At 39.6% G+C, this 13,914-nt stretch carries 16 protein-coding genes; all 16 read right to left on the reverse strand.

The window, feature by feature from the left end:
- Window positions 1–8: 8 nt before the first annotated feature.
- The 16 genes from BHF69_RS08830 to BHF69_RS08905 all read right to left on the reverse strand — a co-directional run bounded on the left by BHF69_RS08830 (window position 9) and on the right by BHF69_RS08905 (window position 13,907).
- Entirely contained in the window at window positions 9–1,067 is a 1,059-nt protein-coding gene (locus tag BHF69_RS08830) for an FHA domain-containing protein (protein WP_075670738.1), read from the reverse strand.
- A 2-nt stretch (window positions 1,068–1,069) separates the two neighbouring features.
- Window positions 1,070–2,677: an FHA domain-containing protein gene (locus BHF69_RS08835; protein ID WP_075670740.1), complete on the reverse strand. Its 1,608-nt coding sequence runs from the start codon at window positions 2,675–2,677 to the stop codon at window positions 1,070–1,072.
- Between the two features lie 90 nt (window positions 2,678–2,767).
- Entirely contained in the window at window positions 2,768–3,085 is a 318-nt protein-coding gene (locus BHF69_RS08840) for a WXG100 family type VII secretion target (RefSeq protein ID WP_075670742.1), read from the reverse strand.
- 60 nt (window positions 3,086–3,145) lie between these two features.
- Complete coding sequence (locus tag BHF69_RS08845) at window positions 3,146–3,442, reverse strand: WXG100 family type VII secretion target (protein WP_075670744.1); 297 nt, start codon at window positions 3,440–3,442, stop codon at window positions 3,146–3,148.
- Window positions 3,443–3,577: 135 nt separating this feature from the next.
- The gene (locus BHF69_RS08850) at window positions 3,578–4,195 is read right to left on the reverse strand and encodes a hypothetical protein (protein ID WP_075670746.1); all 618 of its coding nucleotides are present in this window, start codon (window positions 4,193–4,195) and stop codon (window positions 3,578–3,580) included.
- Complete coding sequence (locus tag BHF69_RS08855) at window positions 4,192–4,482, reverse strand: DUF4176 domain-containing protein (RefSeq protein WP_075670748.1); 291 nt, start codon at window positions 4,480–4,482, stop codon at window positions 4,192–4,194. The genes BHF69_RS08850 and BHF69_RS08855 overlap by 4 nt, the downstream gene beginning before the upstream one ends.
- Window positions 4,483–4,507: 25 nt before the next feature.
- Window positions 4,508–5,539 (reverse strand): hypothetical protein, encoded by a 1,032-nt coding sequence (locus tag BHF69_RS08860; RefSeq protein ID WP_075670750.1) that lies wholly within the window; start codon window positions 5,537–5,539, stop codon window positions 4,508–4,510.
- Between the two features lie 53 nt (window positions 5,540–5,592).
- Window positions 5,593–5,913 carry a WXG100 family type VII secretion target gene (locus BHF69_RS08865; protein ID WP_075670752.1) on the reverse strand — a complete coding sequence of 107 codons (321 nt, stop codon included), beginning with the start codon at window positions 5,911–5,913 and terminating at the stop codon, window positions 5,593–5,595.
- Between the two features lie 14 nt (window positions 5,914–5,927).
- Window positions 5,928–6,245: a WXG100 family type VII secretion target gene (locus BHF69_RS08870; protein ID WP_075670754.1), complete on the reverse strand. Its 318-nt coding sequence runs from the start codon at window positions 6,243–6,245 to the stop codon at window positions 5,928–5,930.
- A gap of 14 nt (window positions 6,246–6,259) precedes the next feature.
- A complete protein-coding gene (locus BHF69_RS08875) occupies window positions 6,260–6,565 on the reverse strand; it encodes a WXG100 family type VII secretion target (RefSeq protein WP_075670756.1) in 306 nt (101 codons plus the stop codon).
- A gap of 26 nt (window positions 6,566–6,591) precedes the next feature.
- Complete coding sequence (locus BHF69_RS08880) at window positions 6,592–6,960, reverse strand: hypothetical protein (protein WP_075670758.1); 369 nt, start codon at window positions 6,958–6,960, stop codon at window positions 6,592–6,594.
- A gap of 95 nt (window positions 6,961–7,055) precedes the next feature.
- Window positions 7,056–7,304, reverse strand: coding sequence for an EsaB/YukD family protein (locus BHF69_RS08885; RefSeq protein WP_075670760.1), 249 nt, complete (start codon window positions 7,302–7,304; stop codon window positions 7,056–7,058).
- A 31-nt stretch (window positions 7,305–7,335) separates the two neighbouring features.
- Complete coding sequence (locus tag BHF69_RS08890) at window positions 7,336–7,992, reverse strand: hypothetical protein (RefSeq protein ID WP_075670762.1); 657 nt, start codon at window positions 7,990–7,992, stop codon at window positions 7,336–7,338.
- Window positions 7,993–7,997: 5 nt separating this feature from the next.
- Window positions 7,998–8,723, reverse strand: coding sequence for a LytR/AlgR family response regulator transcription factor (locus tag BHF69_RS08895; RefSeq protein WP_075670764.1), 726 nt, complete (start codon window positions 8,721–8,723; stop codon window positions 7,998–8,000).
- Window positions 8,710–13,725 (reverse strand): type VII secretion protein EssC, encoded by a 5,016-nt coding sequence (gene essC, locus BHF69_RS08900; protein WP_075670766.1) that lies wholly within the window; start codon window positions 13,723–13,725, stop codon window positions 8,710–8,712. The genes BHF69_RS08895 and essC overlap by 14 nt, the downstream gene beginning before the upstream one ends.
- Entirely contained in the window at window positions 13,722–13,907 is a 186-nt protein-coding gene (locus tag BHF69_RS08905) for a hypothetical protein (RefSeq protein WP_075670768.1), read from the reverse strand. Before BHF69_RS08905 ends, essC begins: the two co-directional genes overlap by 4 nt.
- Between the last annotated feature and the right edge of the window lie 7 nt (window positions 13,908–13,914).

Raw genomic sequence — 13,914 nt, forward strand, 5'->3', positions numbered from 1 at the left:
TCTGCTCTCTAATTATGAAACAATGCTTTTCTTTTATTAAAATATACATAATTGGCTGCAATCAATGCAATTATAGTAGCAATGCCGATTCCACAGCGAACATAATCCATTTCTGCATACATGGCTGTGCTCACATTGGTAAGGACATAGCTTACCAAATTTCCAATCAAAATACCCATATACCATTTTGGGGCGTCCTTTTTAAATTTCATCAGTTTCTGCCTTGTGATCAGATACACTGGAATGAAAGCAAGATTTACCACACCAATGATGATATCCATATATCGCAATCCAGGCACTTTTGCATAGACCCATGCTTTAAATAGCGCATCATGATACATTTCAAGATATTGTCCACTGATATAAAGTGCTCCCGTTGCTACCAAAGCGACTACTCCAAGAATCAGCTGCACATAGATAATAAAATAATACCATTTCATTGGATATTCCGTTTTTTTCCTCTGTCCGCTGACATCTACTGCTTTCTTTGGCTTTCTCTCCACAGTCTTACTCGTTGTTCCAATTGGTTTTCCACATTCTGGACAGAATTTATCCCCGACACCTACATGGATCTCTTTGCCACAGTACTGGCAATAATGAGCCTTGATTTCTTTTTTTTCCGGTTCTTTTTCTGGTATTTCTTTTTTCACTTTGAGCAAAAACTGAAATCTTTCATTGGCAAATACAATCCTGTCCCCATTGTGAAGCTCCACCTTTTGATCTATTTCAATTTCTACATCATTAATATATGTTCCATTAACAGAGCCCAGATCCATAACATAATACTGTTCTCTCTCCCAATAGATACATGCATGTTCACGGCTGACCGCACGATTTTCTTTGATGACATAGTCATTGATTTCTTCTTTTTTCCCTATACGCCATTCTGGTCGGTCAATGCATACTTCTTCTCCCGTTTCCTTCCTTCGCAGATATCCAATCTTCTTTCTGTTTTTGAACTGCTCCATATGAAGCTCCTTCTTCCTCATTTCCAGATAATCCTGATCCGTTTTTCTTATCATAACGGTTCCTTCTGGAATCTGCTCTCCATTGATGGTTCTACTCATTTTTATGCTTCCTCCCTGAATTCAAAAACTTCATTTGCCAGAACAATTTTATCTCCATGATGAAGCTGAATCTGGTTCTCTCCTTCCACTTCCACACCATTTACAAATGTTCCATTGACGGATCCCAGATCCATAATATAATACGTTTCCTTCTTCCATAAAATTTTTGCATGTTTACGGCTAACTGCACGGTTCTCGGATATCACACAATGATTCTTATCTTCTTTTCCCATCGTCCATTCCGGCTGATCGATGGACTGCCTTGTTCCATTTTTCACATTGACCAGAGCAGCCTTTGTATTTCTTCTTTTAAACTGTGTCATCAATTCTCGTTTTAGCCGCATTTTATATTCCTCTGGAGAACTTCCAAGAACTACCGTCCCCTCTGATACGATCATTGTCTTTTCAATTCCCATATCCTCTTTTAGTTCCTTCCACATCTCTTTTCTGTCTTCTTCATTCTCTGTGACTACCTGCTCTTGCGAAACCTCTGCGCTAAAATACTCTATATTTTTTCGTTTCCAGAACAAAAGATATACCAGCCATCCTGCCAAAGCTGCCAGAGTCACTGCAAGCACCCATACGATTTTTCTGCTCAAGGTCATCTTTTTCTCCAGCTTTGCTTTCGCCTCGTTTAATTGAACTGCAGATGTCTCCATGGCTCCCATATCCACATCTCTGGAATTATCAATGGTATATGCCCGCTGCAGCACTTCTGATAATTGCTGTCTGGATTTTGTCTTATACTCTCTGCTGTTGACCGCTGCTTCACATTCCTTTAAAAGCTTTCGATAGCTATTGATGGTCAGAATCCGGTCCTTACTTTCATAATTGATTTCATAATTGTCCAGAACCTCTCTGACCTCATCAATTGGAAGCGCATAGTACATTTCCCGATCTTCATTGGCAAGTGTACTATCGTTAATACCGACCACATATCCATTTTCATTTAAGATTGGACCTCCAGTATTTCCAGAGGTGACTCTTGCGGAATGCTGGATGTAGAAAAGTCCATCCTTATGGGCTCCTGTATCCTGTACACTTCCTTCATAGATCTTTACATCCGAAGCAGAAAATTCCGTCGCATCATCCTCCTCATCTGCATCGATTTTAAATCCCAGTGAATATACTTTATCTCCGGTTACAACACTTTCCTTGGCTCCCAGCGTCAATGGGTCTTTTTCGCTCAATCCTCCATCCACCTGAAGAATGCAATAATTTTGCTGCTTACTTTCTGCCTTTACGACCGCCTCTGCTTTTACATCTCTTTTAATAACAATCTGAATGGATTTTGTTGTGCTTCCATTGTTGTAGGAAATATTATGATCCTTGCAATAGTTCTGAATATCCGAATCACTGATCTGCATCGGTGTATAGTTCGTCACTACGTATGCCTGTCCATCCTGATTGCTGAGCACAAAGCCACAGGAATGTTGAATCTTATAAAATTTTCCACTATCCTTTGTAAATCCAGCATAGATTTCCACAATTCCATTCTTGGCCCTGTCGATTTTATCTTCTTTGGCTTCCACAGAAAAAAGTCCAAACATACCAATGCAAAATACCATAACCACTGCGGTAACGATACCTTTTATTCCTCGTCTTTTCATTCCAACTCTCCAGTCTTTTTCTAATGCACAAGAAGAGTACAGGAATATTCCCGTACTCTTTGATCTGTGTTCTTTCTCAATTACTTTTTATTAAACGATAACATCTCCGGATAATGAATTGCTGGCATTAATATTTTGGTTTTCTGCCGCTTCATATTCTCTTGCCATTTCATTCAAATCTGTTGCATGTTCATTGATCATCTTTACTAATTTTGCAATATCGTCATCCAACTGTTTGAATTTTCTCTTATATGCATTTGCTGCATCTCCACTCCAGACAGCTCCACTTAACCCTTCTACCGTAGAGGTCATATTGGATGTTAAGGTTTTGATCTGATTTGCAGTATTGCTAAATGATGTTGCAGTGCTTCTTAATTTACTTGTACTTACTTTAATGGTTCCTGTCATGTTCTTATCCTCCGATTCTGATCTGTCTTATTGATATCTGCATCATTTCTTTTGTGATTCTTAGTGTTTTGCTAAATGGTTAATGCTATTTTTCTCAGCTTTTTCATAAGATGCTGCAATTTCATTTAATTTTGCAACATACTGTTCAATGGCATTATAGAAGTTGTGCATCTGAGTGATATCTTTCATAAATTCTCTATGGAAAGCATCATTGGCTTCCCCATCCCACATTCCATTTAATGCATTTTCCTGTGTTTTTAAGTTCTCAATCTGTGTCTTAAATTTTGCATTCAAGCTCTTTAATTCGCTCGCTTTGTTTTTTAATGTTCCTGTTGTCACCTGAATTGTTCTTGCCATGTTCTTTTCCTCCTGCTATGTTCATTTATTTACATTTTGTTTTGTTCCTTTTGATGTATTTATCTTACCATCTTTTTCTCATTCGTGCTGTTTTTCTCCCTTAATAACCTCATTTTCACCTTAAACTGCACATTTTTATGATTTCAGAAAGGATGGATCATACTTTTCCTTTAGTTCCTTATGATGTGTCACCTCATAGGTAATTTCTTTGCTTTTTACTGCCCCCTTTGCCGTATCCCGGCTTGTCCATACATCAATATAGAGACAAAGCAGATGCAGTAGATCCATATCCTCTTCCCGCTTTCCGTAACAATCATAAGTGTCTTTGAAATCCGTTACCGTAAGCGTTTTTTCAATCAGAGCAACCTGCTCTTCTTCTTGATCAGATCTTTCATAAATACAATAATAATTGCCTTCCTTTCCAAATCCCACATGATAAATATTATATTCTCGACCCCGTAAGCTGCCTCTGATATAAACATATCCCGGTTTGAAAAGCTTTCCTTTCTTCTGTGTCAGAAAAAAACGTCCGCATGGTTCATCCCAGTCATCCAGAATCCAGTAATGTCTGCCACCCTGCTCTTTATCATATCTTAATCTATAGAAACACTCCCTGCCTTTATAATAATCAATGGATGCTCCCATTCTGTTTTCTGAAATCTTCGCGGTAGCAAGCTCCTTCGAACCCTCTGTGATCTGATAGGAAGCCTGAAACATCGTATGAAGTGTCTGACTCACTTGCGTTTTGATCACTGCTGCATCTGCTCCTTCATCTTTTCTTCCACTTTTCGTGTTACATATTCATCAAATTCCAACCCTTCCTGATCCTGGAAGCCAATAAAATAGACTCTTTCAATGCTGTCGTGCTGAAATAAGATCAGCTCATCGTGCTTTAGAATTCCTTCTGGATATAGACATCCACAGTAATCATAAATTCGATTTGTATCTGCAGATACCTGAAGTCTTCCACAAATCATAATCTTTTTCTTTCCTTCTTTTAATAGGACTACGGATCCTATTGGTAAAAATTTTTTAAACATAGTTTCTCCCTTCTATTCCTTTCGATCAATCAAACAGATCGCTCCAATCCAACGTCACATAAACACCGGCGCCTGCTCCCAGAGCACCGCTTCCGCCAATTTCCAATCCATCTTTGTAAATCCCACTTTTATATTTTACTCCAACTGATTCATAAGTGCCTTCCAGCTTAACATCGACTTTTACCCCAAAGATGTTATATCCACTGTGAATCTCTCCTTTGGCAACATAAGCCTCTGCTCCAAGCTCCACACCGCCGCCAAACGTTTTTCTTTTGTTCCCATTTTCATCCTGGACCTCTACAAATCCAAGTCCAACCTTCCCTTTGGCTTCTCCACCAATCAGATCTCCCTTGGCTTTTACGGTATGATTCAACTCATCTGTTCCTATCTGTTGTTCCATTTCCAACGATAAAAGGCTTCCCGAAACCGTCCCAACGATAAAAGCACCTGGATTTATTTTTCCATCTTTTACAATGCCCATTCCACCTTCCAGATCGCCGTCCAGATTTCCTATTCCGAGTTTTGATTTCTGACCTCCCAGCTTCCAATCTCCAATTCGGTATTCGTTCTCATCAAATAATTCGATCAAGGAAAAGCTTCCTGATTTTTTGCCAAACAGCCCTTTGGTATCTTCACTCCAATCCCATTTCAGGCCACCATCAGAATCTGTCTCCCAACTCATGATCCGGATTCCGCTCTTTTTTTCAATAAAATCCAACAGCTGTTTCCCATATACAATTTCATAGATGCAGCCTTTTGATTTTGCCTTTTTGGACATGTTTTCTTTACAGATTTCTTTTTCTGTACTTTCATAAAGATAGATCACTTTGGTCAATATGACAGACATTTGATTGATCGTCGATAATTCTTCCTGTAATTCGTTTTCCAAATACTTCAAATGTTTTTTCATCTCCTGATTGGATGATAATACATTCAAATCCAGTTTTCTTCTTACATCGCTAATATCGTATCCAACTTGTCGCAATGCCCCTGTGATTTTTTTCTCATCATTCACACTTGTCTTCAGTTTTCCACCATATATTTCAACCTCTCCCATATTTCCTCACCTTCTTTGTCTTCTATCACTTTGATACTTAGAGACTACACGTTTCAGCCGTTATATTCCCGCTTCTGTGCCAATGCCAGTGCCCGCATCTCAGCATCATAGGTTCTTTGGGCAATCTCTCGAATAGTCGTAGCTGTCTTTCTCAGATTTTTTGCGATGGCCAACAGATTTTCTGCTGATTTCTGTCCTTTGCTGCGATAAGCATCGGAGGATTCCCCTTTCCACTCCTTAGAAATCCGATTCATGCATCCCATTAAGTCTGTTTTTGAGATTTTTTCAATGTCCTTTGCAGATTCTTCCAGACTCTCCGCCTGCTTCAAAGCATTTTTGTAGTCCAGCTTTATCGTATAAGCACTCTTTGCCATAATTTCCCTCCTATTTATATGATCACATCTCCCGGCAACTCATTGGCAAGTGCTGTCAATTCACGCTCCGTCTTCCGGAAGATTCCTGCAATTTTTAATAAATCTTTTGGATGTTCCTTTAAGCTTTTTACCACCTCACTCACATCATCCTGTACTTCCTTTTCGTATTTCTGATGCATATCACTGGCTTCTCCCTGCCAGTATGATTTGGAATTTTTTATGATCTCCTGGATTTTTTTCCAGTCATTTTGAAAATTTTGAATCTGTCCTTCCAGCTCCTGCGCTTTTGACTGAAGCACATCTGGAGAAACCTTCAACTTAAAATCAGACATTGTTTTTCTCCCTTCTAAACCCGGATACTAGCCACCAGATCAGCGACCTTTCGTTCACAGGCTTCGTATTCCTTTTTTGCATTGGCTTCATATTTTTGTATTACCTGCAAGGTTGCGATGATCTCCTGTGCGATCTGCATATCATTTTCAAAAGCTTTCACAAAAGCTTTTTTACTCGATCCTTCCCACATGCTGTTCATGGCATTGACACTATTTTGCATGTTGGTCAGTTCCTTTTTCATCTTTTGAATGTATCCTTCCACCTTTTGGGTATCCTGATGCAATCGATTCGTATTGATTTTAATATGTTCTACTGCCATGTTCCTACTCCTCCTATCCATCCCTTCTATTTAAAGAAAATCTGATTTTGCTTTAACAGAATACCGATATTCGATACATCAATGGACCTAAACCAAATATTCTGCTTTTTATAGTCAAATTCTTCATTCATAATCTGATCTTCACATTGTCTATACAGACGGACAATCTGCTCTAGGGTCATTCGAAGTCCCTTTAGTCTGTTTCTTTCCTTATCCAAAGATTCATTCTGTCTGCGAAGCTTCCGAACCAGTTCCTTGATTCCAGGTGTTTCCATTCGATTTAATTGATAAATAGTCTGTTGAATGGATATGTATTCTCTCTTAAGATCAGCCTCTGCTTCTTTCAAATATTCTATTTCATACCGTAATTTCTGTAATGCGATCTCTGTATTCATAGGCTTTCTTCCTTTCTATTCACAGTATATACCTTCCTTGTGAGAAAGGACCTTTTTCTCCCTAAAATGCATTTTTTTCTCCCTGTTTGACACATCTATACCAATAATAACTTATGTCCATCCTTGATTTTACAGCCAGCCAGTGTCTTTTCTTCCGGCAGAATCTCCTTTTGATCCATAGAACACAGCATAAATGGCGTTCCCTTATCTGGAATTGGATTCTTTACCTTCTTAGAAAGCATCTCGCTAAGCTCTCCAATAATCTGTCCGATTCCTGCGTGTTCATCCAACATAAAATCATATGTTTCATCCATTGCTGCCACATATACTTCTACTAATATCATCCTTATCCTCCATCAATCCAACCAAAATTTTCTATTTCGTCCAGTCCATCCATCTGCTCAACTGCTTCTGAAGCCACTCTGTTTCATATGGAATCACACGGGTGGTTGTCCCACTTTCCTGACTGATAAAAGTCGTAATTCCAGCTTCCATAATCTTCATGGCATCCAATTGCTTTTCCCCATCCATCTTTATCAGCTGCAAAAACGCTTTCTCTGTCATCTCTTCCTTTTGCTTTACGATCTCCTGCTCTGATTCTGGCTCAAAAGAATCTTCGGGAAGGAATTCTGCTTCCCGAAGGCTTATGAAAAATTCTGCTTTTTCAAGCAAGGTAAGACGAAGCATTCCATTTTCTCTCTGGCTTTTTTCCATCATTACGATCCCGGAAGAATCAAAATAATAAATTCTCTTATCCTTTTCATTTTCTGCCCGCACACAGCACTCTGCCTCTATAAGGACCTGCATCATTGGGTCAATGGACTCGTTGATTTTTACCATATTCTGATCCCATTCTACGTATTCCTTTTGATATAGGTCTCCCAGAATCCGATATAAATCCTCCTTTTTAAACGGATTTCTCTGCTCTTCCTCTTCACGGGAATCGATTCCATACCAGTACCTCTTTCCTTTTCCAGCAAGAAGCACCAGCAATTCCTCCTCCGTCATATATATGCTTTCTACACCTGCCATAGTTTTTACTCCTTTGTTTGAAGACTTTTCATATATTCTTTCAATTCTGCCTTATAGCTTCTAGATAATGGTACCATAATGTTATGCTCCAGATAAATGGCATTTTCCGATAGCTTTACCCGGTCAATATAATGCTTATTGACTGCAAAGCTTCTATGACAGCGGATAAAATCGTCGGATAGCTCTTTTAACACATTTTCCAGTGTTCCATACTTACTGTATTCTTTATCCTTAAGGCGTACGAAAATTTTCTTTTCCCGCACCTCCAGGTAATAAATTTTTGAATATGGAATGGATATCTTCCCTTGTCTGTTTTCAATTACCATCTTCCGTTCTTCTTTTTGTCCTGCCTGATTCCGATAGTAGGCATGAAAAAACTGGTTTACCACCTGCCTGCTCTGCTCTGTCCCAAAAGGACGGAGCAGAAGAGAGGCCGCACGAATATCCGGTGTCATGTATTCCATGGGAGAAATACTGGCATCCGCGATCACCAAAAGCTCAGAAAGCTCATAGGCATTTCTGATATTCTTTGACAGATCAATTCCGTCTGTATCTGTAATATCCAAAAAAGCCGCATCCATCAATTCATGTTTTTTTAAAAAGCCTTCCACACCCTTTTTATCGGTTACCGTCTCAATATTCAACTGGTCATCGGAGCAAAAAGCTACCGCATCCTTGGAATGAGCGATCAGCATCTTCTGTTCTTTTATATCCTGATCAAAAATCAGCATTGATATCACGTTTTTTTCCTCCCTTTGCCAATGGAATCACCACTTTTCTTGTTTCCTCTTCTTCCACTGGATCTGGAATCTGACCGATTCCAGGCTTCTCGATTTTCGCCTGATCCATAAACTGCAGGTAATCAAAAGTGAGCACTGGGTTGTCTACGACCTTACCTCCAAAATGAATTCCTGTCTTATGTCCGGCAAAATGCTCATAAATACCATATCCGGCAGCTTCCTCTCTCTTTTCCATCGCTATTTCACTGAAGAAATAAATGTTATGAAGCACTCCTTTGGCAATGATATTTTCTAAGAAGCTTTTCATATCTTTTTGTGCATTATAAATAAATGGCACAAACCAGCTAAGATCATCAATAAAGATAAAATATGGCTTCTCCTCACTCATACGATCGAAGATCTCTTCTTCCTCATAGTCCGCTTTCAGCATCTGCTGCTTCATCTTGTTCCTTCGGATAAATTCCGGCATCAGTTCCTTAAAGAATGCAAATACTTCATCCTCCGTAGATGCATATACGACAGATGCTTCATCCTTATATGCCTGCAGACTCTTCTGCGGACTATCAATAATACAAATATTCGCATCTTTTTTCAGTGCAGACTGTACACATACCTTCAGGTAATTGGTTCTGCCAGAACGTGCCCTTCCCCATGCCAGATGACAATAGGTCTTTCTCAATGGAATACCATAAATGGCAGCACTGTCTGCATCATATCCTACAGGAAGATAATCCCTGCTTTCTACCATGCGATCAAATTCCTCTCTCTGGATAAGATCCTTCCACATTGGTTTTTTCGGAATTTCCGGAACCCTTCTTGCTGGTTTTTCTGTCCATGCATCCGCCATTTTCATGCATTGTCTTCGAATACTTTCCATTCGCTCATAATCATTCTCCGCTTCTAGGGCGAGAGCCGTCTGATATTCTAAAATCCTTCCTCCCACAGATGCCAGACCACGACCTTTGATGCCATTTTCCGGAAGTACATCAAATTGATTGCTGTGCAATAGATCGCTATATGCATATTTATCCTGCAGGCTTAGGCACAATACAGTATTCATATTCTCTCCAACCATCGTAGTAATATCGTTCATGCCAAAACCAGCACCGGATACTATCAGATAGATTCCATGATTGACACCTTCTTTGGACAGCTGAATCAGCTGTTGCTCATAAATCTCTGCAGTCTTACTCTTAAGTGCTGCATAGTTATCAATAAAAATCAGAATCGCTGGCACGGTAACACCATGAACCTTTACATACTGGCTGTAATTTCCGCCACGGAACATGGTCTTTCTCTCTTTTAAAATGCCATCCATCATATGGAAAAACTTTCCAATCTTATCCAAATCGTTTTCATACATGATGCCGCCCACCTGTGGTGCATTCTCAAAGGCAGACATCATCTTACTACTGAAATCCAGTCCGTAAATATGAATTTCTTTTGGCGTATACTTTTGGATAAGTGCATAGATCATCGTCTGCATCATCGTACTTTTACCGCTGACAATATTTCCGCACACTGCCATATGCCCACTGGCTGCAAAATCTACGATCAAAGGCATCTGATTCTGATTTTCCGGATCATCTACCTTACCCAGTACAAAATCCAAAGACCACTCTCTTTGAGACTTTTTCCATTCTCCATCTACAAAACAGCTTTCTCTAAATTCTTCAAACTCTTCCAGATAAATCTTATCCGGCAGCACTGGCATCCATAACTGACTCTGTTTTTGATAGCCATTTTCCAGAGCAATTTTTCCCAGATATTCCTTTACTGCCTCCAACTGAGTCTGTTCTTTTCCTTCTGGTAGCTTTAACTGTTCCTGTTTGGCCAGGTTAAGCATTGCCTCTGGTACATCCTCCTCTTCGGATACCCGTGCATATAAACTGATAAAATCCATTAATCTCTCTGTATTATAAGCACTTTTTGCATATTCCAGATGCTGTTCCTCTAATCGTTCATACATCCCTTCAATAACAGAATGCATTCTGCTTCGCTCTCTACTCTCTACCTCCAGATTCCAGCCAAGTTCCTCCAAAGTCTCCTTTAGCACATTGACGAGAGTCTCCAGCCATGCATACTGAGCTTTTTTCTTTCTGGATGCCTTAGCCATATTTCCAGTCATCTCTACCTTTCCATTTAGACCGATCATCTTGGCAATATCATTTTTCTCATCACCTGCATTCTTATCATAAATGGCTCCACTATATCCGGACTGGAATAGCTCATAAATTTCATCATTTCCTACCTGGAGATAACACCGCCCAGCCTGTGTGATATAGGCTGCATCCGGTCTATGAAGCATATCATTACTGTCCTGCTTATCCTGTACGCGCAGACAGAGACGGAACTTGGAGTTACTCCAGATATTATCATCCACCGTTCCACTTGGCTTTTGTGTTGCCAGGATCAGATGAACGCCCAGACTTCGTCCAACCTGAGCTACACTGATCAGTTCCTTCATAAAGTCTGGTTCTTCTCTTTTTAATTCAGCAAACTCATCAATGATAATAAAAAGATGTGGAATTGGAATCAATGCCTCTCCATTTTTATAGAGCTTGGTATATGCATTGATGTTATTCACTCCATTTTCATTAAACATTCTCTGTCTTCGTCTATTCTCACTTTTAATAGAAATCATAGCACGTTTTACCTGATTTCCAGACAGATTGGAAATCTGACCGATCATATGAGGCAGTCCGTCAAATAAATTGGCCATACCGCCTCCCTTATAGTCAATGACAAAGAATCCCACATCATCCGGACTGTAATTGACTGCCAGAGAAAGCATATAAGTCTGCAGCGTCTCACTTTTACCAGAACCTGTCGTACCAGCAACTAATCCATGTGGTCCATGATATTTCTCATGGACATCCAGATAACATGGGCTTCCTCCTGCCTTCTGTCCGATTATTCCCTTAATATTTTCATAAATCCTGTTTTTCGTCCAAAGCTCTTTTACTGGCAGTTCTTCTAATCGATTCACGCCAAACATCTCAAAGAACGTAAGGCTGGACGGAATCTCTCCCCCTTCTTCCATCTCCTGTACCTTCAAGGAGGAAAGCGTTTTTGCAAATGTCATTAACTGATCTTCCGCAATATGATCAAACTGAATAACGGTCTTCTCGTCATCTCTGGCAAATACATCATACATGCCTTCAAACACACCGTCATTTTGAATGATAAATTCACAACTATTTGGCAACTCTTCATACCGCTCTGCCAACAACACCGTCGTCAAACCATACTGCGTATTCTTTTCAAAAATATATTTAGACAGCAGCTCTCCTTCTAATAAAGACGGATTGGAAATAAACAATACATAATATGGCTTTGGAATCTCTTTGTCATTCCTATGGTTTTGTTCCTCACTTCTGGCACGAAATACCTTCGTCAGATCATATAATACATCACTGCCCTCTTCCGGTGCAGAGGCGATAAACCTGGTCTTCTTATCTTCAGACCATGTATGTGGCAGCCATTTCGCAAATTGAAATGCTTCCCGTTCTTCCACTTGATCTTTGTCATATAAATATCCCAATTTTACATCGGTATAGCAGTTATTGGCCGCAATCTGTGTACTCAGAATTCTTGCAATATCCAATGCTCCCTTCTTCTGCTCTCCACCGATCACACCAATCAAATTATGATCCAAAAGATTCAAGGTAACCGGAACCTTATAAAGATTCTTATAATTTTCTCTGATAAATTCTGGTTTTTTTGCCAGATCGTCTTCATATAATGTAAATCTCTTCTTTGGAATATCAATCGGAACCTGAAATGGAATATCTCCGATTCCCAGACGATGTGTAAGGAAATCCTCATGGGTACGGTTTCGATTCCATAAAATACCTGCAGAATCACTATAACTTAGGCAATCTGTTGCTGCTGGATACATCTCGCCAAGCATTCGTTCCGTCGTTTCGTATTTATTCTTGATCTCATCTGTCTTTTCCAACAGATAATTGCTATAGGCTTCAAAACGATGTGCCTCTTTCTCCCCATCTATCTTCTTCTGATAACGGATATTCACAAGTGCCCAGATCACACCCACAATTGCAGAAGAAAAAGACATGACCAGCCCTGAATACATGTACAGAGAAGCATTGCCTCCTTCGCTCTGAGAGGCATAAATCATCATCATACAACCCAACAGCATCGGAAGCGCCATGGTAAAAGATGGTCCGATAGTCATTAACAATGGTTGCTGGCTGGACTGAACCTTTTCTGGCGGCTCTTCAATCTCAACCGCTTCCTCCACCAGGCGTTCATAATTGCGGGGAGCTCTGTGATAAATCTGTTTTCCATCTCCATCCTCTTTTCTACCTGTCAAACACACCGTAAAATCCATAAATGGCTGATATTTGACCAGTTTTTCTTCATTCAGGCGAAGATTGGTCCCTTTTGTATCAATGGCCAGAATGTGATCCAAAAATACCATATGAAGCCCCATAATATTAATATAATCACCGAATTCCAACTTTGTTTCTGTATCGATTCGAACAGAATTTACATACGTTCCATTAGGGCTTTCATTCACAATCCAAAAGCTTCCATTCTTCTTTTGGATGACAGCATGGCGGGAAGATACATAATTTTTAAATATGTAATGGATGTCCACATATTCTCCTTTTCCAATGGTAAGAATATCCGTCTTACTAATATCATACTTTTCATATTCGTGAAAAACAGAAGCCACCTCTTTTATGATCAGAGAAACTCTCTCATGACGATCTGTAGTAATCATCAGTACATCCTGATCCTTTAGATATTCTCCCTGATAATTCATATGGTTCTGTGTTGTAATCAGATAATGGACATCCGGTTTGATTCTCCAGCATTCATCCAGAACCTCCATGCGCAGAAACAAATCCTCCTGAAGTTTGAAACAGCCTTTTTCCAATGTCAATGAATAGTCGGCATTATTTAATGAAGGCAGTACAAACTCCTTAAATGCTTTTTGAGAATATACAGATATTACAATACTCATACGTGTTTCCCCCGTTTTTCATTTGCGAGCTTATTTTTCAGTTTTTCTTCATCCGCAGCATGAAAATGCTGAGACTTTACCTGCTCTGCATGTCTTTTTTGCTTTGTCAGCTTTACAATAAAAAACAACATTACTGCTATAGCGATACTTTCTATGATTATCATAATCACATCTATATTCATCCTTTTC

Source organism: Anaerostipes sp. 992a (assembly GCF_001940245.1).
Taxonomy (GTDB): domain Bacteria; phylum Bacillota; class Clostridia; order Lachnospirales; family Lachnospiraceae; genus Fimousia.